This window comes from Mesorhizobium sp. M0074 (genome assembly GCF_040322975.1).
Taxonomy (GTDB): domain Bacteria; phylum Pseudomonadota; class Alphaproteobacteria; order Rhizobiales; family Rhizobiaceae; genus Mesorhizobium.
This window is the reverse complement of record NZ_JAMYUM010000032.1, coordinates 1-19,453: the sequence shown is the minus strand read 5'-3', so window position 1 is coordinate 19,453 and position 19,453 is coordinate 1. Positions and strand designations below refer to the sequence as shown.

The following is a 19,453-nucleotide window of genomic DNA, read 5'->3' as shown; positions in this document are numbered from 1 at the left end:
TTCGTTCTGTGACCGAACTTAATAATCATTTTAGACGGCAGTCAACTGGCCGCTCAAAAAAGGGTTTTTTGCCACAAGCTCGCGCTGCAGATCTCGCGGCAAGCTCCAAGGTGCGCAAGTACGCAGACGTGATCGGTCGCCTTACAGCTCCGGTCGTCGCGGGCGACCATGTGCATGTTCACAACCTTGAAAGTCTGCGCGAAGTTTGAACTGCGCCCGCTCTCGAAGCGCACGGCGATGTGTGCGTGATGTACTTGGGGTCGACCGTCGAGAGCGGGTCGACTGATCTCATTTTTCTTCTGAGCCAGGCGTCAGTACACCGCAGTCGGTCCTTGGAGCGATCTAGCGTCAAATAATCGTTGTTTGCAATTGCGCAGGCCGAATTTTCCAAATAGGAACGCCGGAGATCAACAAGGGAACGATTTTGATGGATGAAGCAATTGGGCAGAGAAGGGCTGATCTGCTAGGGATGACAGCAGATATCGTCGCAGCCTATGTCCAGAGCAACGCAACGCCCGTGGCGGATCTGCCGAATTTGATCGCCAGCGTTAATTCTGCGTTGTCTGGCCTGGCTAAGCCGGTCGCTGCACCATCGCCAATACTTACGCCCGCGGTAAATCCTAAGAAGTCGATCTTTCCCGAATACATTATAAGCCTTGAGAACGGGCGCAAGTTCAAGTCGATGAAGCGCCACCTGGGCTTGCTTGGCATGACACCTGATGAGTACAGAGCCAAGTGGGGTTTGGCGTGGGACTATCCTATGGTAGCGCCCAGCTATGCGGCTCAGCGGTCTGCGCTTGCCAAAGCTGCCGGTCTCGGCCGCAAGGCGGTTGCCAAAACGCCAAAGAAAGCACCAGCAAAGCGCAAGGCCAAAGCCTGACAGTGCACGACTTCGGGCCATGCCATCAGGTCTGGATGGTCCAGATGGCCTGACTGGGAATGAGCTACCTAGTTTCGCGGTTCAGTAAGCACCGCTCACGCCACAACACAAGCTTCAGCACGGCTTGCGTCTTCACGTCCTCGCATCCTGGCGGGGCAGGGGAGGCCGATCAATGTGCGATCGACAAGTCGAGCCGATACATCGTCGCCCTCGACAGACAATCAAATCATATCGATAAAATCGCACTACATCGACACATCACGCTCTGCTCGATGCCACAAAGCAACAACGCCGCTGAATCCAGCAGCGCTCCGTGCTTCAAGGGCATGGCCATACGGATGCTGGGTAAGCCTAAATTTCTTCCCCGAGCAATATCCTGGCCTCCTTGGCAGCAGCGATGAAGGCCTGGCGCGCTATCCTTGGTGGTTTTTCTCCACGGATTACGGCGAGGCATGCTTCGATTGCGGCGAGCCGCGACTTGCCCTCCGGCCTCGGCCAATCCCTCAGCAGAACTTCGGCCGCGTCGGATACCGACGCAACAACTCTGTCGCGATCGATCCGGCCGGGTTGAACGACGACGGGCTTTCTGAAACGTTTCGTACGCACGACAGCCTCCAAGAACAAGATATGTTAACTTCTGCTGATCCTTTGCGCCACATCAAACGTCCGCAAGTAACAGAAGGCATCCGCTTGGCCCAGAAGCTGCCGCCGCGATGGACGCTGGCCAGTGCTTCAGCCGTCGGGCTTGGCCCCGACTTCGAAGAGCGCATCGCCAATAGCGGCGTTACCCAATAAATGATCCACAAATAACCATTGAAGGGGAGTTCTCCGAACACCGCGAAATGGAATCTCGGGGCTGAATTTACTCCATATCCGGCACGTCACCGCTGGTGAATAGCACGGTCGGCGGGCCATAATCGCCAATGGCCGGGTCGGCGTCGCGGCTCCATGCTATTACGCCAACGTGCTTCACTGCGAGCGCCTGACCGGTGCGGATTGCGCGTTCCTCGCTTTGCTGATCGGCGGGACCAAAGGCGGGAAACAGTTCGCCGTCCTCGCCACGATCGAACGCCACTACGACGATTAGCTTGGGCTTCTTTTGACCGGGCAGAATATGATCAGACATGGCAGGAACCTATCACATGACCGAGAATTGAGTCGCGTTTCGAGACTCGGGAGGTGCGCGTGCAAGACCACCGTTTTGAGGAGCCTGTGCGCGTTGCACTCGGCAGGTCGCGGAACACTGTCTACACCGTGGAGCGGGTTGCCCAAGCCGCCGATATCCTTCTGAACAGATGGCCGACGACGACCAGCAAGAAGCACGTCGCGGCCCGGAAAGCCTGTCTTGGTGCTCTCCAAGGACTGAAGGAAGCTCACCTCGTCCGTAAGGCTTTCGTTGAGGCCGCGAAGGAGGCGGACATCTTGGTTGAACTGGGTCCGCGGGCCTGAGGTGGCAGTCAGAGGAAGTGCTCTCCGTCGGCACGGTGTTCAAAACAGAGCCCAATGCAATGGCTGTCTGGACTTGGCGCATCCCCATCCAACATCCTTGCCACAATCGGCATGCTCGCACTTATGATGCTGAATACCTGGGCGCGTGTGACGGGTTCTATGGCGCTGGGAACGCGAATGACCTGTTCGTTGCTCATTGGCAAGCCCGTTAGAGTAGCCACCCTTGTGCCGGGCTCTGCTGCGGGATTTTGATCTGGGTGGCGGGTTTCTCGACGATCACCAAGGCGTCGTCGGGAGCTGGGCGCTGTAGCTGCTTTGCTTCGGTCCATGGCGCGGTCAACCAAGTCTCGATGTCCTCTCGCGTGGTCAGGATCACCGGCATCGCCTTTTCGTGGATTGGCGCGATCAGCGCGTTGGGTTTGGTGGTCATGAATGCGTAGACCTCGTGTTCGCCCGGACCTTCCTTGACCTTTCGGACTCCCTGCCAGCGCGGCCAGAGGCCAGCGAAGAAGAACAGCGGCCGCTCCTCGCTGAGCGCGAACCAGAAGTTCCGCTGTATGCCGCCTGTCTCCGGGTCCCTATCGCCAGGCGTGGGGCTGCTCTGCGAAGCTCGTCACTGGCACCACGCAACGATGCTCGATGCCGACATATTGCTGCCAGTGGCCATATTGCGGGTTGCGGATATTCGTCGTGCCGGAATCGGCGTTGCCTTTGACGCGCTCCAAGGGCGTCGGCATTCCCCAGCGCAGTTTAGCCAGTTCGCGCTCCCCGTCCGCTGCGTTGCGAACGATCGGGCCGAACTGGTTGGGGTAGATGTCGATCGACGGCTCCAGGTTGCCCAGAATGTCGCGCAACGCCCCGGTCCATTGGCGGATCGCCTCTTGGCTGGTGGTGATGCTGTAAAGATTACACATGTCGTTGCCTTAGTTGCGGAGGGCCTCGGGAACACTCAGCGGCCCGAGATCGAGAATTCTCTTGTATTCGCCTGTCCGGCGCCAGACCCCGTTTGGGTGGCCGTTTTCTCGATCACACCTAGGATCGAATGATGCCTCCGAAGTGCTGAAGGAACAGCTGTGCGGACGCCTGGTCGGCGAAGCAGTAGAGTCTCCAGTTCTTTTTTTAAGATTCGGCCATGTCGCCTGCACCCGCCTTACCATTCCGGCCAGCCCGCGCTCTCCGCAGAATTCACGGATCAGCGCAAAGCTGTGTCCGGTACATAGGTCGTCGGGCAGCACGATCTGACTAGGGCCATTCCCGGTCGATCCTGGCCGGCGTGGGCCCTGGGCTGCGCATCGCATCACTGCGCGGTCGGTTTCTCTATCGCCTTCTCCAGTGCCTCAATGGCGTCCAGCACGGCTTTGCGCTTGGGCTCGATTGGCTCGTCTGGATGGAAACCGGCAAGTGCGAGCGTGGTGAAGGCGACCGTCACATCGGAAACCAGATCTCGCGCCAGAAATTCGTCGAGCGCGGCAGCAACACTCCAGGCCAGCGTGCCGGCGGCTGAATCCATGAACTCGCCGTTGCCGTCCTCCGCCTCGGTCAGCGCGCGAAGCTTTGCCAGAGCTATGGCCCTGTCGGCGAGTTGTGCTTCCGGGTCGGTCGGCAATTCCAAATCTGCGGCAGCCGGCCTTTTCTCGGCAGACCAACCAGCGCAACATGCCTCAAGCGCCGCTAGCTGGGCTTCCATCCAGATTTGAGCGGCTTTGTCTTCTTTTTCTGTCGGCTGGCCGTCATCGGGAAAACCACTTATGTCCCAGCCCTCGAGCGCGAACATGCCTTCTGCTGCTTGTCTGCTTGCTGTGATGCCGGCACGCTCCAATACAGCCTCGGCGGCCAATAACCCACGCAAAATCTCCTCGCCCGAGGCACCCTTGACGCGCAAAAGCAGGTTCATATCTGCCTCCTGTTGCTGTTAACGTTGCAAGTGAACAAAAACAGAACAAAAAGTCAAGAGCGCCTTGACGGACGAGGAAAATGTTCCTCATTTTTAGGCATGCCAGAACAACCCGAAAAGTGGCCGAGGGGCGCGCCATGGACGTTGATGCATGCCCATAATACGGGGCAGGTGGCCCGCATCAGCTGCGGCCACTGCAACATCAAGCGTTTCTACAAGCCGCTGGAGCTGCGCGAGGTGATCGGCAACGTCACCATTGACCAGGTGCGGGCAAAGGTCCGTTGCGAAAAATGCGGTCGCAACGAATGGATGAGAGCCGAACTATTCCATCCTGTCGGTCAGGAATTGGAGACGATCCGCTACCGCCGCCTGGTTGAAATCAGATGGGAGCGGCGCGTCGTATGGAGGGACGAGTGACGGCATTTTTCGATCGAACCCGGCTGCGGGAATGCGGCCGTTGGCCGGCACACCGCTGGGCCGCCAGGGCCGGGCGCGTCTCGGCCGTCGCTGGCGCCGGCCACCAATGGCAGCACCGGCCAGGCGAAGGAAGTTTTCCGGCAGACTTCGGCATGCATGTAAGATCGGCATGCGCAACCAGATAGATCGCCGCCAGAATGTGGGCGCAACAAGCTAATGGTTGTAAATGTTTTCCTGTTGCCCTTCCCTAAGTGCCGCCCGAAACAAAGCACGTGCGCTTTGAATGCGGCGCCTTGAAAGACGCGGAAATCGGTCATCCGTTGGACGTCGGAACTAGCAGACCTGTTTAGGCGCTCCCGTCAGTCTCGCTTTCCTCGTCGATAGTCCGAAACGGCAAATACGCGTTGGCCTCAAGCCATTCTCGCAGAATGATCTGGATAAGCTCCGGCCTGCCGATTTTCATCTCGGCTGCTATGGAATCGAGTGCGTCTGCGGTTGCTGGCTCAAGCGGCACGCCACCGACGTTTCTTAGCATCAAAGCAGCGCGACGCAGGATAATCTGCAAATCCGCGCGAGGCATGTCGGCTATGCGCTCGGCGGCGCTTTCGAGATCTTCCGCGAAAGATCGGCGTGTCATTGGCCCCGGTCCGTGGTGGTACTCAATTGCTACTGCCGCAAAGGTTTTCGCAGGGTGCTCCGTCGCAATCGCGGTCGAGATTGCCTCCCCACGGACAATTCTGCAGGTACCAGATTGCCTCCGCACAGGACCGAATCTTTCCGCACGTCAGTCGCGGGCTACAGCTCCACGATTGAGCGATGTGTTCATTTGACGAAGCGCTCATCGGATAAGTTGGATAGGTTGTCGCGCTGGCAGAGAAGCAAACCGCCACGAAGAACAGCATTTTCAGCCCTCCCAAGCCCCATCCGAACATGCGGCAAGCTAAGCGGGCATGCAATACGCCCAAGGTAGCGACGCAGTTGCCAGTCGTGCCGGGTGGGTTTTTGAAAATCGGCCAAAGTCTCGGCTAGACCGTTCGCCCACGGAGGGCCGCAGATGCTGTCGAGATGATTGCCTTGATGTCGACGACAGACGTGACGGCGATGATCGCCTCAACCAGCGCGTTAGCGCAGTGTCGATCCATTCGCCCAGTGGCTCTCGTGCGTTTCCCGACAAGCCGGATGGCTGCCCTTTGACACGCTCATTGACTTCCATTGGCAGTCGCCCGGCCGCTTCTGCATCGAGCTTGTCCAATTCACTTCGGTTGGTGGGACCAATTGCAACAGTACCGATTATCGGCACCATCGGCGGCTCCGGATCTTGCACTTTCTTCTTTGCTTTTAGTTCAGTAATTTCCTCGTCACGTCTGGCAATGCGGCTTTCCAGATTCGCGAGACGTTCGGTCAACAAATAGCGGCCGACCACAAATCCGCCTCCTCCGAAGAGAACGGCAAAACTGGCAAAGACGGCCGGGTTCGCCAGCACCAGCGTGGAGTTCGCTTCCAAAAAACTGATAACATCGTGCATCGTCAACTCGACCCCGTCGTGCCGCAAACAAGATAGCAGTCATGACCGGCTGGCTCGGCCTCGAATTCTCCGCCCGGCATTTCTTGTTCCGGACCGTTTGGGTTCCTTGTAAGTCAAAAGTCCCGGGTCGCTCGCCGTCATGACAGACGTCCATGGCTCATTCCAAGGTTGGCGGCGTGTCGTCATACCCGAGGGTCACCAATCCAGGGTGCCGGTGAGCGAGAGCCAGAATTTGAGTCTCAAGCTCGCACTTATACGCCATGAGCGCCTTTATCGTCTTTAGGGGGCTGCCGTACCGGGCGATGAGCTTAACCGCTTCAGAATGCAGTTCAGCTTTGGTTTCGCCATCCAGGCGAATGATGCCCATTGTCGTTCCTCTTAGCGGACCGCCCGACGCGATGTCGAGAGTGCGTCAAGACGGCCCTGAAGATGGCCGTTGAGGACGATCATTTACTTGAGCGCTTTCGGAAACAGGTGAGCAGGAATATTATCGGCAGCTTGGCGGCATGAAGAAATCTCAAAAAATGCATTCCGAGATACGTTTCTGGATGTGAAGCTAACGACAATCTTCAATTTGATTCGTATAGAATCGCGTGTTGTGAACGCGTAGTTGAGGAGCCCGCGAAATGAACGCAAAGCTCAAGAGCGAAGCCCGTCGCAAGGTAATTCTTCATGGATACCTTAATAACGAACCGTTGAAAGATATTGCGACCAAGATCGGATGCTAGTTTAAGAGTCAGAGCCAGTAAACTCGGTTGCACTCGAACCCCGACGGAGGCGCGGAATTTCGGCGTGGCTTTCATATGCCGGAACACAAACGGGAAGATTACAACCAGTTGATGATCTCTGGACGGTATAAATCTCGCGATTGCGCCCAAATTCTGGGAATCTTAACAGTGTAATCATCAGATTTCCAGTAAGATTATTGCGAACGGATATTATCACTTGAAGACTTCTGTAGATCACGAATAACTTTATTCTGGTGGGTGAAACTTTGGGTAGGGGTAGAAAATGACTCTGATGGATAGACACAGTGATTCTGTTTCGGGTAGCCGATACATTGCGATAACGACCAAGTATAACCATGAGGCGCGCACGACGCGGCCCTCTTATGTTTTTCCTCCAGATCGTGCATCGGGCGCAGGGGTCGGGGAGCCAAGAGCACGCAGCCTGGAATCCATAACCGGCATGCTTGATCGCATCGGCTGCGGCTATCTCGTGCTGAACCGCGAGAGGAAAGTGGTCGAATGGAACGCAGCCGCTCAAACCACACTGGAGCGCCAGGGAGAAGTGGCCGATACGGCCAGCGGTCTTTCGGTGGCCTTGAGGCGGCTGATCGCGAATGTTCCGGCCCATTTCCTGCCGGGCTCACTATCGTGGGTGGTGATCCGCAGCAACGGCGACAGGCCGGTGATATTGAACGAGAACGGGTTTATCGCTCCTGACGGAACGAGCATTGTGGCGTTACTGGACCGCGAGAACAGGTCGGGGCCAAATCCTCAGACACTGCAAAAGATGTTTTGCTTGACGAGCGCGGAAACGCACTTGGCGTTGCGCTTGGCTCAGGGCGATGCGCCGCTGGAGATCGCCCGCAGTTGGCGCCTCAGCCGCACCACGATCCGCTCCCAGCTTGCCTCGCTGTTCGCCAAGACCGAAACGAAACGTCAGGCGGAACTGGTGGCTCTTCTTGGGCGCATTTCAGTCTTGCCATAAGGGCCGTCGTTTGGATGCATCTCAGCAGACAGCCAATCCCGAAACGCTTTGATTTTCCGCTGGGCGATGGCGCGGGGCGGGCAGAGGAGTATGAATCTCGAAAAAGAGAGTCACTCGCAGGCACCAAAGCCGCAATGGCGTCTACGGACAAGCACACAGGCAGGTGGTTGATAGCTACTGCTGTGCTTGGGATCGCCTACTTCGTAGCCTATTCATATTCCCCTGGTTTGATGCGCCTCATCGGCATCGCGTTTGTAATTTGCGGCTTCTACCGCACGCAGAATCCTTAGATATCACCGGCCTTGTGGTTGCCCTATTATGCCCCGGCCGCTTGTTCCTGACGTAGTCCAAAGCCTCGACGTGCGTCCCGTCGACATCTGCGACGAGCACAAGTTTCGGCGAGAATGCGCTGGTGCCGTCGGTGCCGACGACCTTGACTATCCGTCCGCTTTCCGAGTGGATGGCATCGAATTGGGTGGTTAGGGCGATCATGTCGTTTTCTATTTTCTCTCCTCAGATTGAACCGCCGGTTGTCACGTTGTGATTATGCTTTTTGCCTGCCTGTCTGTGCCCCTCATAATGGCCAAAGAACCGGATTCAGAAGCATGCTCACAACGTAACAACGAGAGAAAATATATCTTCCACATGGTCATCAGCTCTTCTGGAAACGGCTTCATGAGATGTTCCGGGTCGGGGTCGTCAGCCAGGTCATGTAGTCTTCGGGCGTCAGAATCACCGGCATAGGGTTGTGGATCGTCGCCATGAGCGGATTCGGCTCACAGGTCAGCAGCGTGAAGGTGCGATGTTGTCGCCGGTAGCGGGGTCGCGCCAATCCTCCCAGAGCGCGGCCAAGGTAACGGCTCGCCCGACTTCATCGCGATGGCATAGGGCTGTTTGTTCTTGCCCGTGCCGGAGATGTCCTTCCATTCAAAGAAGCCGTCGATCGGCATCAGCGCGCGGCGTGACTGATAGACGGCTTTGAACATGCCGTTGGTCTTTACGGTCTCGCTCTTGGCGCGCTGCGCTTCGAGCTGATGATAAACGTGGTCTGCATGGGCAGCCACAAGCATCAGAAGGGAGAAGCGCAGCATGAATCATTACGCGGGATTGGATGTGTCAGTGAAAGAGACCGCCATTTGCATTATCGACGAAACAGGCCAGATTTGCCGCCAGATTTGCCGCGAGATAAAGGTGGCTAGCCATCCGGAGGATCTGGCACGGGTGCTCAAGGAGCCCAGCTGGCGGGTTGAGCGGGTTGGGCTTGAAGCCGGGCCCTTGTCGCAGTGGTTGTTCGAAGGCCGGCCAGGGCCGGCCTGCCGGTGATCTGCATCGAGACCCGCCACACCAAGGCATTCCTTAAGGCGCAGGTGAACAAACCGACCGCAATGATGCTCGCGGCGTTGCGCAGATGCGCAGATGATGCGGGTCAACCTGTTTCGCCCGGTGCATGTGAAGACCCTGACGAGCCAGAAGCGCCGGGCGCTGCTGACCGCCCGCAAGCTCTTGCAGGAAAAGGCCATTGCCGTTGAGAACGATCCCCGCGGCTTGCTACCGAACTTCGGAGCGGCTGCATCTCGCGTTCGACGCCGCGCGGCTTGCATTCGGCGTACGGGACACGCACATCGCGGATTCCTGCCTACATACGTGAGCCGGTCGCGGGGCTGCTCGACAAGGGTTTTGCGAGGAAGCTCGCGAAGTTGCTTGATCCCGGCAAGCGCGTGCCACTGCCGAAGTCGCCCGCGCCGTCGAGCGACACGATCTATCTCACGGTCGTGGACCGCGACTGCACGACGCCACACTGCGCAGCGACGGCTGATCGGCACAGGCGGCCCGACATCCCCCCAACCCGGACGCCTGCCGCCTGTGCCAGCCCCCGCCAAGTCATTGCGAGCATCTGCGCACGTGGCCAAATTGTCGTTAGCCTCGCATCCGAATACTTATCCGGGCGTACATATCTCGCTCTTGCAGCGCTCTTGCACGCCGTCCTTTGGCTAACTTCGGACGACCTTCGTCAGTCCATCAAAAGCACCACAGCGGGATGCAGCTTCTTCAGATTCGGCAATGATTTCGATTGCCAGGGTATATCTGGCGTTCCACGCACGACGAGTCGAACATCGGGACGCTTGCGCACCTCGATGGTAAATTTCGCGAGCAGGTTGATGCCGGAAGAGTTTAGAAAGTGAAGATCCTTAAGATTGAGCGTAATGGAAGCGGGATTACAGGCAAGAACACTGGTCGCCAACGCCGAGATAGGCGCACCGGCCTCGGAACTGGCAAGCCGCATTGCACCGTCGAAGAAAATTTCGCTTCCTTCAGTCCACACACGGTAGTCGTCTGTCTTGATTTCCATAGCCGGGCTTCGTTTCTTCTAGTTGTGAATTTGCGAGATCGGAATAGAGGCATATGTCTCCACGCAAAGCCGATCGCTTTCGTCGGCGGCGCTGAATATCCAAGCCAGGCGTGCGCCGTAGTCGCTCATCAACGTCAGCAATCCAAGTCCGGAGCCTGCCAGGTCGGGGTTCGCGGCATTCTCTTCAATTCGCTGTATCAGCAGATCCATGGGGTCGCCAACCGTGAGATCTGCCAGGAGACTTTGGAACTTAGAGGCATCTTCACCATCGACGTCGTTCGACACTTTGAGCTTGAAGCACTCCGAATCCATCGACGCCTCGATCAAGATCTCACCTGGTGCGCGAAACTTGACCGCATTTTCGATGAGTTCGTTGACCAGATATCCGATACTGTGCCGCACTTCTATGTAGTCATTGCGGGACGACCGGAAGCGCAACGCGAAAAGATCGGCGATGAAGTCCGAGGTCGTGGCACAATGACGCCAACTCAAGTCGAGAGGTCCGTCGAACAGCCGCACGCGACTGACGCTCTCCTTCATCCCGATTGCAACGTCAGGGGTCCCGAACAGCGTTGTCATGGCTATGTGTGCCTTATGATCACGAGGGTGATGTCGTCGTGGATCTTCTGGATCCCGATATGGGCCATGAGATCCTCGATGATCCCGGTTTTGATATCCTCGGCGCTGCTGCCGTGACGTTTTTGTGCGCTCTGGCAGAGGCGCTCGAACCCGAACAATTCTCTGTCTTGGTCTTCGGCCTCGGTCACACCGTCTGTGTGCAGCACGATCACGTCGCCACTCCCGAACAGGATGTCACGCGTAGCAATGAACTTCGAGATGTCATTCTCCAAGCCAACCGGCAGACCCAGATCAATTGTATCGATACGTTCAACTTCCCCATCCGCACGCACGACGAGAACGTCCTCATGCTGGCCGGATAGCGTTACCCGCTCATCCTCGAAGTCAAGAAAGGCCAACGAGAGATGCTTGCCGGTGTTCGTCCGCTCGATGTTCTTGTAGATTGCCCTGTTCAATCGATCCAGAAACTGGTGCGGGTCCCCATCGTTGGTCTCCTGCAGCGCACGTGCAACAGATTGGACCATCAGCATCAGCACGCCGCTCTCGAGACCATGACCGGTGACGTCGCCGATGCCGATCTTGACCCGGGACCCGTTCTGCAGGACGTCGTAATAGTCGCCGCCGACCTCGTCGGCCGGCCGCATGTAGGCCGCGATCTCCAGCCCCGGAATCGCTTCGAGTTCGAATTGTTTCGGCAGGACCATCATCTGGATCTGCCTGGCGACCGCGAGTTCGGCGCCAAGGCGGACGTTCTCGTCCTGCAGCTTTTCGTTGAGTGCGGAAATCTCCTGATTTGCGTCCCCAAGTTCCCTGGTTCGTTCGTCGACGAGTTGCTCGAGGTTTTCCGTGTGAAAGCTGATCTGCTCAGCCATGCGGTTGAAAGCGACCCCTGCCGCTCCAACTTCGTCGCGCGTTGGGATGCTCACTCGGACTGAATAGTCTTTGGACTGGAGCCGCTGGGCGGCGCTGGCAAGCGCCCTGAGGCCCGCGGTGATCCGCTTCGAAATTCCGAGCACGGCGGCAAAAACAATCAGAAGCGAAACGACGATCGCGGCGATCTGAAAGAGCAGGATACGGTTGGTTGCACGGGAAATACTCTTCTGCGCGGCGAACAGGGATGCATAGATCTCTCGTTCGGGAACGACGATCCCGACCGACATCATTTCGGACTTGATCGGTCCCGAACTCCACAGATTGGTCGGCTTTAATCTTTTGAGGACAACAATGTAGGGTACGCGTTCGCCCTTGTCGGCGAGCATGACATGCTGAATGACGCCGTCATTGTTCTGGTCGAGAGGCAGCGACGCGATAGCCGGCTGCGTACTTCCCCGCAGGGACCTCTCCAGGCCGGTGACGCCCTGGGTGCCCGCATCGCTCGATGAAGTCAGGCCGATGATTGCCTGGCCTGACGGATTGATCGCCACGACGTTGCCAGTCGACATTGTGAGAAAGCCGAACCCGGTCTCAGCGATCTTCACACGTTCGACGACTTCCGCGAGTTGATCGAGAGTGATGTCTGCTCCCGCCGTACCAGCGATACCGGTGCGATCGCGCGTCCACAGTGGGTGGAAAAAGCTGACGATTAGCTTTCCCGTGATCGCATCGGTGTAAGGCGCTGTCTGGGTGATATCGTCAGAGACCGGACGTGAGGCTGGATCCCTGGCCCATTGCTGCCATGACCCATAGATTCCCGGAAAGAAAAACTCCCAGAACTCTGCCTTGTTGTGGCCTGGGTAGAGCCGGTCGAAGGTCTGTGCCTGGTCCGTATACGGTACCGTCCTGAAAATCGGCCGTTCCTTTGGACCAATATAATACATTTGCAGCTTGGACGACCCGCTGGCCATGAGCGTCGGCGCAACGAGGTCCAGCACGGTGCTGTCTTCTATTTCCTGCTGAACGCTTGGCAGCGGACTGTGGTCGGCGCCCAGCAGGTAGCCCCAGACGCTGACCACGGAAGGCGCTCCCGGCAGGTTCTGCGCCCAATCGCCCCGCGAGTCGTAGACGACCTTCACGGAGCCCGGCGCCTCCTGCGAAAGCGTGGCTCCGACCTGTTGTTGCCTGCTTGGATCGTCGATCTGGGCCTGCAGCACGCCGGCCAACGCCTTGACGTCCCCATGGACTCGATCGAGCAGCAGGTCGACGCTTAACGCTGTCGATTCGGCATAGGAACGAATGTATTCCTGGTTTGCGATCGTCAGGCCCTCACCGACTTCGGAGGTTGCGTCGCGCGACAGCTTTTGAACATTCCAAAGCGCCAGGCCACCGCTCAAAAGGAGGTCGAACAATACCGCGCCGCCAACGACCAACACGAATTTCGCTCGAAAGGAGCGCAGGCCGAATCGCGGTGTGGGCTCATCGTTGGCTTTCATTGCGGCCGTCGCCCCGATGCGACCCAGATCGGCCAACCCGCATAACCCTTGGGGTGGAGCGCAGCGAAAACATGATCCTCGAAGCCCTGCCGGAAGCGTGCGACGAACTCCGGTCCATCGCCGCGTCTGGTCGCCATCTCGCCCGCATAGACGTCCGCCCAGGCCGCAATGACATCGGCGAAGTCCTGCGGATCCCCGTCCAGGTTAGTGACCATGAAGGTCTCCACACGGATGTCTTCGAATCCGGCTTCGATCAGGTATCGCCGGCTCTTGGGCCCAAGCTCGACATCCATCTCGAAATGCCCGAACAGCTTCGCCACCTCGTTGTAGGTCCAACGAATGCTTTCGGCGCGCGGCTCGCCGAGGCAATGCGAATTCTTCTCGTTGGTGATATAGACCCGCCCGCCTGGCTTGCAGATGCGGTAGAGCTCCTTGAGAATGAGTTCAGGTCGATTGAAGATTTGAAGGGAATGTCGGCAGGTGACCAAGTCGAACTGCGCTTCGTCGAGCAGCATCTCCGAGGCATCGCCATAGGTATATTCGATGCCCCGGATGTCGAATTCCCGCATCACTTGTCGAGCATAGTTCAGGCTTGATATGGAGTGGTCGAGGGCGACGATCCGCGATGGCTGGAACTCCTTCTGCGCGAGCACGGCAAAATCACCGATCCCGCAACAGATGTCGGCCATGACGATCCCGGGCCTCATGCCGTGTCGCGGCAAGATTGTGCGCTCGTGGCGCCAAGTCATCTTTGTCTGAGTGCGCAGGATTGGTACGAACCCGCCTTCCTCAAGAAAACCCTGCCCCGGATAGAATTCAGTGTCATACTCCTCGACCGTGATGTTCGGTTCGATTCCGCTCAGGCGACCGAATTTTCGCGAGGTCCATCCGACGACGCTTGACGTGATGACCACGAATTTGAGATCGGGTCGAGCGCGACAAGCGTCGATGATGATCCTCGAAAAGCTGTGAAACGCAGCGTTGTTCATCTGCGTCAGGCGCCTGACATTGACGTAGAGAACGCCGCGCACATGGCCGATCGCATCGCGGAGCAATGCTATGCTCGGCCCAAGCTCATCGATCGCCTGAGGCCGGACCACTCCCGAAATGGAGAACTCCTGGTTGTTGGCGTCGTATTGCGCCTTGAAGCGCGGGAGAAGGTCGTAAGGGCTCAATGTTGCAAGCCCTCAAGCGGAAGGTCCACTACAAGCTTGATTGCATCGCCGTCGGCGTCCTCGATCCAGAGTGTCGCGTTGTAGTCAACAGCCAGTTCCAGGAGTACGACCTCGCGGCTGGGCGCGAGATCCCCCGACACCGAATTGAGATACCGCTCTCTGGCCTCGATTCCTACGAACTGCGACACGGCTTCTTCGTAGAATTGGCGCTCCTCTGGCACGCAAGGAAATGTTAACTCGATCCTATCCGTCGCGCCATGGCGAGACACCCTGCATGCCAGTTCGCCGTCGGCATGGCGAGTACGAAAGGCGACTTCCAGCAATTCGTTGAAGGCAGAGGAAAAGAGATTTGAATGGTGGACCGAGTCTGACCTGTTTTGACTGATCATCCGGGCCACGTATGTCGAGACATAATCGCAATGCTTCCAAGCGGAGACAAAAGCTTTGATTTCCATGTCGATCTGGATCATCGGCTCAAAGGTCGGCTCGCCAGCCAGGTCATGATGAACAGGTCCCATCGGCATCCTCACTTGTTCCATCAGTATTGAGCTCTCGCGGGGTGATGGCCTCCGCCATGAAAAATTTCTCCGCGCCCCGTAATGAGTCAGTCTCGAACCGACTCGAAGAATTGCGCGATATCTGCCTCGATCGTTCTAGAAATCTCCGCCTCACCGTTAACGAAGGGCGCAAGGCGCTAGAGCGCTTGTTTTGATTCCTCCATCGCGCGTACCACCCTCAGCGGGGACCGCCTGATGAAACCGCTGATCGCCTCGGCTCCAAGCGGCTTACCCAGGAAGTTGCCTTGCAGGCAATCGCAATTCTCCTTGATCAGCCACCGTGCCTGTGCCGGGGTCTCGACCCCCTCGGCAGTGACATTTATCCCGAGGCCGTGCGCCAGATTCATGATCGATCGCACGATCGTTTGGCTTTTGAGATCGGTCTCCAAGTCCGCAATAAAGTACTGATCTATCTTCAACGTATCGAAGGGAAAATTTTTAAGGTAGCTCAACGATGAATAGTATGTCCCAAAATCGTCTAGCGATATTCGTATTCCCAAGACGTTCAGCGTATTCAATGTGTCTATATTGTCGATCGTCTTCTCAAGTAGAACCCTCTCGGTTATCTCAAGTTCAAGTCTGTCGGCTTCAATCCCAACTGCGTCGATGACCTGAGCGACGGTGTCCGTCAGCGAACCGCTAAGGAACTGAGCCGGCGACAGGTTCACTGCGACTGTCAGCGAGGAAGGCCACGTCAACGCCTGGCGACAGGCTTCCTCGAGCACCCATCGTCCAATCTCGTCCATCAGACCGTCGGCTTCGGCGATCGGTATGAACACGTTGGGTGGAATGATTCCGACCTCAGGGTGCCGCCACCGCAGCAGCGCTTCGAAACCGGTCACTGACGAGGGAGGCCGAATGAGCGGCTGATACTCCAAATAAAGCTCGCCGCGCTCCAGCGCGGTTCGAAGGCTGCGCCTGAGATTCTCGCGTTGCTCGAGCAAGAGCAGCATCGAACGGTTGAATGTTCGAGCGCAGCCGCGTCCATCTGTCTTGGCCGCGTAAAGAGCAATGTCAGCGGCTTTCATCAACTGTTCGCCATCGGTCCCGTGCTCCGGCCCGAAAGCAATTCCGATACTCGAGCCGACGAACACGGGAATGCCGTTGATGACGAATGGGTCCTTGAACGCGTCGACTAGAGATCCGGCGAGGCGTTCAGCCTCTGCTGGCTGCTCCTTTCCCAATTGGATGACAGCGAACTCATCGCCCGCATACCGGTATGCGGATTCGCCGTCCTGCAGCGCGTCGCGGATACGACCCGCCGCGAGTTGAAGAAGAGTGTCGCCTGCTCCATGGCCGAGCGTGTCGTTGACCGCTTTGAAATCGTCAAGGTCGATTTGCAACAGGGCGGCTTTAGGCTTTGGTCCGCCGAGGGCCGCCAGTGCTTGCTGGAGCCGCTCGCCGAATTGCCGCCGATTCTGCAGTCCGGTCAGCACGTCGTGCGTCGCCTGATGGAGCAGAATTACATGCTCTTGCTCCTCCGCAGCGCTCCGCCCGCCGTGCGCCCTTGATTCGATGATTCCCACACCATTTGCAGTGGCGAAGACGAAAACGGACCGGGGCGCTTCGCCTGATGATGGCGGCAAGTCGATCCGCGCCGGAGAGCCGCCCTGGAACACATGAAGGAAATCGTCGCGATACCTCGCATTGAGAAAGCTCGGGTAGATCTCCCAGATGGCGGCGCCCAGCGCCACCGCGCCTCCGTACACGCCCTTGAGCCTGGTTGCATAGTGCGTCAGGCGGAAGTCGCGGTCATAGATCGACAAAAGTTCGGTCGTGTTCGCCAAAAGGTCAGCGAGAACCCCATCGCCGCCGCGTAGAGCATCGCTCGAGGAAGGCCCCTCACTCTCCGTGCCGACGCCTGATGCCTTTGGGCGCAAGAGCCACCTCCATAGGCGGTGCAAATTCGCGCCCCCCAGTCTAGAAATAGCATAACTGTCAACCTTAGCAAACTTTCAACTCGAAGTCTTAACAAGCGCGGCATGCAGCGTAATTGCAATGTACGCTCCGCCGTGATTGGCGGCAAATTATCGGTAACGACGAACAGTCACAGTTCGTTAATAAATCGTGAATTGGCGGGAATCAGCTATGTGATTGATGGCGCGGTGGTCGCGACACGAAGATATTGTGCGGCGTGGCCTTCCCCGCTGTTTTGAGCCCGCTCGGCCGATCCTGTACTCAGCTTCCGAGCGCTTTGAGCCAATCTTCAAAGGAAGAGGCCTTCTCCTGTCCGGCAAGCGGAACAGAGTTGGCGGGGCGCGGCAACACCACAGTGCTGCGGCCTTCGCGGGGGCTGTAACCGAATTCCTTGCTGAATGCCCGGCTGAAATTAGCCGCTGAACTAAACCCGAAGGCTTCAGCAATTTCAACAATGCGCCGGCTGTCCGCCGGATCGCTTAGCGCAATATGGGCTGCTAGAAGGCGGCGACTTTGTATGTAATGGAGAACACCGCCGCTTGGTTCGAACAACTGATAGAGACGAGAGCGCGAGACGCCGAGCGCCCGGCACATTGAATCCGGTGTCAAATGAGCCGCATCCAGATTGTGGTGGACGTATCGACGCGCTCGCTCCATTAGCGCGACACTCGTCAATAGTTCGGCGGCCGCAACCTGTTCCGCCGGAGGCCCGAGGCAGGCAATGATCATGCTGCGTGTTGCGTGCACGATGCGGGGCAGATCGTCAGCCGTGAGGCTGCGCAGTCTTGCTTCGATGCTGTTGACGTAATCGAGCAAGAGGTTGGCAAAGTTGCCCGACAGAATTGAATTGTTCTTGGCGTCCAGGGTTGCCGCCGCATCGGCGAACAAATCGCGCGGCAAATAGACAAAGAGACTTTCGGAGTCCGTTGTCCTCCCGCGAAACGGGTAGCCAAGCGATCTGATCTCCAATTTACCCGGCTGGTTCTCCGCTACACGGCGATCGACCTCCGTCCACGACCGGCCAGTACGTGGCAAGGCGATATACCAGTGATCGATCGAGCTGGACCGAAGCTTCGCGGCAGAACGCATATAACTATGTGCCGGTGCGCGCTGTTGAACGATCAGCATGCCGTCGAGGTTCCAAGCCGTGTGGTCGGCGGGAAAGCCATCGTCGAGCGATTTGTCATCCGGCAACCTGACCTCGACGAGCGGTGCCATATGCGCCTGCCAAGCGGCGAATTGATCCTCTGGCGCCAGTTCGAGCGTTGAAAAGGGCAAAGGTTCGAGCGCCGGCGCGAGTGACGGGGCACCCTCATTGTAAGGTTGAGCTTCGCGCGGCCAACGACGTCGATCACGCTCCAGCGCCTGCCTCGCAAGCGCCTCCTCTTGCCTTTTAGCATCCATCGCGTGGTGTCATATCCGATTCGGGTATGCCCATGCCCCTCTCAATCATGTGGTGTACGTCAGGCATCTGGCAAGACTGGCCGACTCGAGGCGACTGAAACGGCGATCACGCTGGATTACAGTCAGAAATGCATGCCGAGATAAGTTTCTGGATGCGAGGCTAACGACACTCTTCAACCTGGTGCGTATAAAATCGGGCATCGTGAAAGCGTAGTTGAGGGGACCGCTGAAATGAACACAAAGCTCAACAGCGAAGATCGTCGCAAGATAATTCTTGATGGGTACGGTAACAACGAACCGTTGAAAGACATTTCGGCAAAAATCGGATGCTCACTCGGGAGTTTGAAGGTCGCGGCCAGTAAACTCGGTTGCACTCGAACTCCAAAAGAGGCGGCCGAATTTCGGCGCGGATTTCACGTCCCGGAAAACAAGCGGCAGGATTACTATAGACTTATGATTACCGGACAATATAAAGCCCGTGAGTGTGCGTTTATGCTAGGATTGATAAAGGAGCAATCAGGAACCAAGTAAATTGATTCCTAGTCACTGCAGATGACAACGTCATTTTGACACGCCATCGCTTCAGCGGTTCATCAGCAAAAAGCCCGCCGCAAGCACGGTAGCGGGCCCTGAAAGGTTCGCACAGATGCTGCCTCGGCATTTCAATCGCACCTGCCTCAGCCCTCATGATCTGGCTATTTGCGAACGCGTGTTCGATCAGGTCTGCGCGGATGAGCACCTCGACCCTTTGGACCCGGCGGCCGAAATCTTGACAGTAATGGTCGTGGCCATTTTTCGAAATGCTCACACCAGCGAGCGCGAACTACTTGTGGCTGTCAAGTCTCATCGGCAAAAGGCTGCGGGAAGGCGCGTCGCATGAATCCGTTCAGTCGCGACGCGCTGTTGCCAAGACACCGGACTTGAAAACCGCCGCGGGCACGGGTTCACAGTGGTTTCAATACTACTCCCTCCAGCGGTTGATATTTGCTTCGGAAGATCGTTTTTGGTGCAAGCGGACCTTGCTGTCGCGGAAGTCTCGATTGCTGCCATCTTGGCGCAAGCGAGTGCGCCGATGGTTTCGCGGCTATCACCTAACAGGCTGTTGAAAAAGGCCCTCGCCACCGGACCGCAGCAATGATTCACTGGCTCCGAAGGGATTCGGAGGTGGCGAGTGCGCGGCGGCGACGATCGAACTGGCGAACTTTTCAGCTACGTGGACCTTGA

20 protein-coding genes and 3 pseudogenes are annotated in these 19,453 nt (G+C 57.5%); 8 read left to right on the top strand and 15 right to left on the bottom strand.

Going from position 1 to position 19,453, the window contains the following annotated elements; all coding sequences use genetic code 11:
* Positions 1–8 precede the first annotated feature (8 nt).
* The 3 genes from NKJ73_RS30780 to NKJ73_RS34385 all read left to right on the top strand — a co-directional run bounded on the left by NKJ73_RS30780 (position 9) and on the right by NKJ73_RS34385 (position 1,675).
* Positions 9–209, top strand: a complete 201-nt coding sequence (locus tag NKJ73_RS30780) for an SAF domain-containing protein (protein ID WP_352572154.1) — start codon at positions 9–11, stop codon at positions 207–209.
* A 218-nt stretch (positions 210–427) separates the two neighbouring features.
* On the top strand, positions 428–880 hold the full coding sequence (locus NKJ73_RS30775) for a Ros/MucR family transcriptional regulator (RefSeq protein WP_352458014.1): 453 nt from the start codon (positions 428–430) through the stop codon (positions 878–880).
* A 174-nt stretch (positions 881–1,054) separates the two neighbouring features.
* Complete coding sequence (locus NKJ73_RS34385) at positions 1,055–1,675, top strand: hypothetical protein (protein WP_502903638.1); 621 nt, start codon at positions 1,055–1,057, stop codon at positions 1,673–1,675.
* A 67-nt stretch (positions 1,676–1,742) separates the two neighbouring features.
* Here NKJ73_RS34385 and NKJ73_RS30765 read toward each other — a convergent pair whose 3' ends face one another.
* On the bottom strand, positions 1,743–2,006 hold the full coding sequence (locus tag NKJ73_RS30765; RefSeq protein WP_352458013.1) for a hypothetical protein: 264 nt from the start codon (positions 2,004–2,006) through the stop codon (positions 1,743–1,745).
* A gap of 53 nt (positions 2,007–2,059) precedes the next feature.
* On the opposite strand from NKJ73_RS30765, the gene NKJ73_RS30760 reads away from it, so the two are divergent.
* Positions 2,060–2,329, top strand: a complete 270-nt coding sequence (locus NKJ73_RS30760; protein ID WP_352458012.1) for a DUF982 domain-containing protein — start codon at positions 2,060–2,062, stop codon at positions 2,327–2,329.
* A gap of 208 nt (positions 2,330–2,537) precedes the next feature.
* Here NKJ73_RS30760 and NKJ73_RS30755 read toward each other — a convergent pair.
* Positions 2,538–3,243, bottom strand: a pseudogene (locus tag NKJ73_RS30755) (SOS response-associated peptidase).
* Positions 3,244–3,626: 383 nt separating this feature from the next.
* Positions 3,627–4,223, bottom strand: a complete 597-nt coding sequence (locus NKJ73_RS30750) for a hypothetical protein (RefSeq protein ID WP_352572153.1) — start codon at positions 4,221–4,223, stop codon at positions 3,627–3,629.
* A gap of 30 nt (positions 4,224–4,253) precedes the next feature.
* Here NKJ73_RS30750 and NKJ73_RS30745 point away from each other — a divergent pair, with 30 nt between their 5' ends.
* Positions 4,254–4,640 (top strand): hypothetical protein, encoded by a 387-nt coding sequence (locus tag NKJ73_RS30745; protein ID WP_352458010.1) that lies wholly within the window; start codon positions 4,254–4,256, stop codon positions 4,638–4,640.
* A 346-nt stretch (positions 4,641–4,986) separates the two neighbouring features.
* On the opposite strand, the gene NKJ73_RS30740 is transcribed toward NKJ73_RS30745, so the two are convergent.
* From NKJ73_RS30740 to NKJ73_RS30730, 3 genes are all read right to left on the bottom strand, one after another.
* A complete protein-coding gene (locus tag NKJ73_RS30740; RefSeq protein ID WP_352458009.1) occupies positions 4,987–5,277 on the bottom strand; it encodes a hypothetical protein in 291 nt (96 codons plus the stop codon).
* A gap of 303 nt (positions 5,278–5,580) precedes the next feature.
* Positions 5,581–6,165, bottom strand: a complete 585-nt coding sequence (locus tag NKJ73_RS30735) for a hypothetical protein (RefSeq protein ID WP_352572152.1) — start codon at positions 6,163–6,165, stop codon at positions 5,581–5,583.
* Positions 6,166–6,322: 157 nt separating this feature from the next.
* A complete protein-coding gene (locus NKJ73_RS30730) occupies positions 6,323–6,532 on the bottom strand; it encodes a hypothetical protein (RefSeq protein WP_352458007.1) in 210 nt (69 codons plus the stop codon).
* An 821-nt stretch (positions 6,533–7,353) separates the two neighbouring features.
* On the opposite strand from NKJ73_RS30730, the gene NKJ73_RS30725 reads away from it, so the two are divergent.
* A complete protein-coding gene (locus tag NKJ73_RS30725) occupies positions 7,354–7,878 on the top strand; it encodes a helix-turn-helix transcriptional regulator (protein ID WP_352458006.1) in 525 nt (174 codons plus the stop codon).
* Between the two features lie 237 nt (positions 7,879–8,115).
* Here NKJ73_RS30725 and NKJ73_RS30720 read toward each other — a convergent pair whose 3' ends face one another.
* Together NKJ73_RS30720 and NKJ73_RS30715 are read right to left on the bottom strand one after the other, a co-directional pair.
* A complete protein-coding gene (locus tag NKJ73_RS30720) occupies positions 8,116–8,370 on the bottom strand; it encodes a chitinase N-terminal domain-containing protein (RefSeq protein WP_352458005.1) in 255 nt (84 codons plus the stop codon).
* Positions 8,371–8,411: 41 nt separating this feature from the next.
* Positions 8,412–8,948 (bottom strand): annotated as a pseudogene (locus NKJ73_RS30715) (SOS response-associated peptidase).
* Between the two features lie 19 nt (positions 8,949–8,967).
* Between NKJ73_RS30715 and NKJ73_RS30710 the strand changes: the two are divergent.
* A pseudogene (locus NKJ73_RS30710) lies at positions 8,968–9,441 on the top strand (transposase); the annotation flags it as partial.
* A 448-nt stretch (positions 9,442–9,889) separates the two neighbouring features.
* On the opposite strand, the gene NKJ73_RS30705 reads toward NKJ73_RS30710, so the two are convergent.
* The 7 genes from NKJ73_RS30705 to NKJ73_RS30675 all read right to left on the bottom strand — a co-directional run bounded on the left by NKJ73_RS30705 (position 9,890) and on the right by NKJ73_RS30675 (position 18,229).
* A complete protein-coding gene (locus NKJ73_RS30705; protein WP_352458004.1) occupies positions 9,890–10,228 on the bottom strand; it encodes a slr1659 superfamily regulator in 339 nt (112 codons plus the stop codon).
* Between the two features lie 18 nt (positions 10,229–10,246).
* Complete coding sequence (locus tag NKJ73_RS30700; protein WP_352458003.1) at positions 10,247–10,807, bottom strand: slr1658 superfamily regulator; 561 nt, start codon at positions 10,805–10,807, stop codon at positions 10,247–10,249.
* A gap of 2 nt (positions 10,808–10,809) precedes the next feature.
* On the bottom strand, positions 10,810–13,176 hold the full coding sequence (locus NKJ73_RS30695) for a SpoIIE family protein phosphatase (RefSeq protein WP_352572151.1): 2,367 nt from the start codon (positions 13,174–13,176) through the stop codon (positions 10,810–10,812).
* A complete protein-coding gene (locus tag NKJ73_RS30690) occupies positions 13,173–14,351 on the bottom strand; it encodes a class I SAM-dependent methyltransferase (protein ID WP_352458001.1) in 1,179 nt (392 codons plus the stop codon). The genes NKJ73_RS30695 and NKJ73_RS30690 overlap by 4 nt, the downstream gene beginning before the upstream one ends.
* Positions 14,348–14,869: a ubiquinone biosynthesis methyltransferase UbiE gene (locus tag NKJ73_RS30685; RefSeq protein WP_352458039.1), complete on the bottom strand. Its 522-nt coding sequence runs from the start codon at positions 14,867–14,869 to the stop codon at positions 14,348–14,350. The genes NKJ73_RS30690 and NKJ73_RS30685 overlap by 4 nt, the downstream gene beginning before the upstream one ends.
* A 176-nt stretch (positions 14,870–15,045) precedes the next feature.
* On the bottom strand, positions 15,046–16,788 hold the full coding sequence (locus NKJ73_RS30680) for a putative bifunctional diguanylate cyclase/phosphodiesterase (RefSeq protein WP_502905408.1): 1,743 nt from the start codon (positions 16,786–16,788) through the stop codon (positions 15,046–15,048).
* Positions 16,789–17,086: 298 nt separating this feature from the next.
* Entirely contained in the window at positions 17,087–18,229 is a 1,143-nt protein-coding gene (locus NKJ73_RS30675) for a helix-turn-helix domain-containing protein (protein WP_352457999.1), read from the bottom strand.
* Between the two features lie 231 nt (positions 18,230–18,460).
* On the opposite strand from NKJ73_RS30675, the gene NKJ73_RS30670 reads away from it, so the two are divergent.
* Entirely contained in the window at positions 18,461–18,760 is a 300-nt protein-coding gene (locus NKJ73_RS30670; protein ID WP_352457998.1) for a hypothetical protein, read from the top strand.
* The last annotated feature ends 693 nt before the right edge of the window (positions 18,761–19,453 follow it).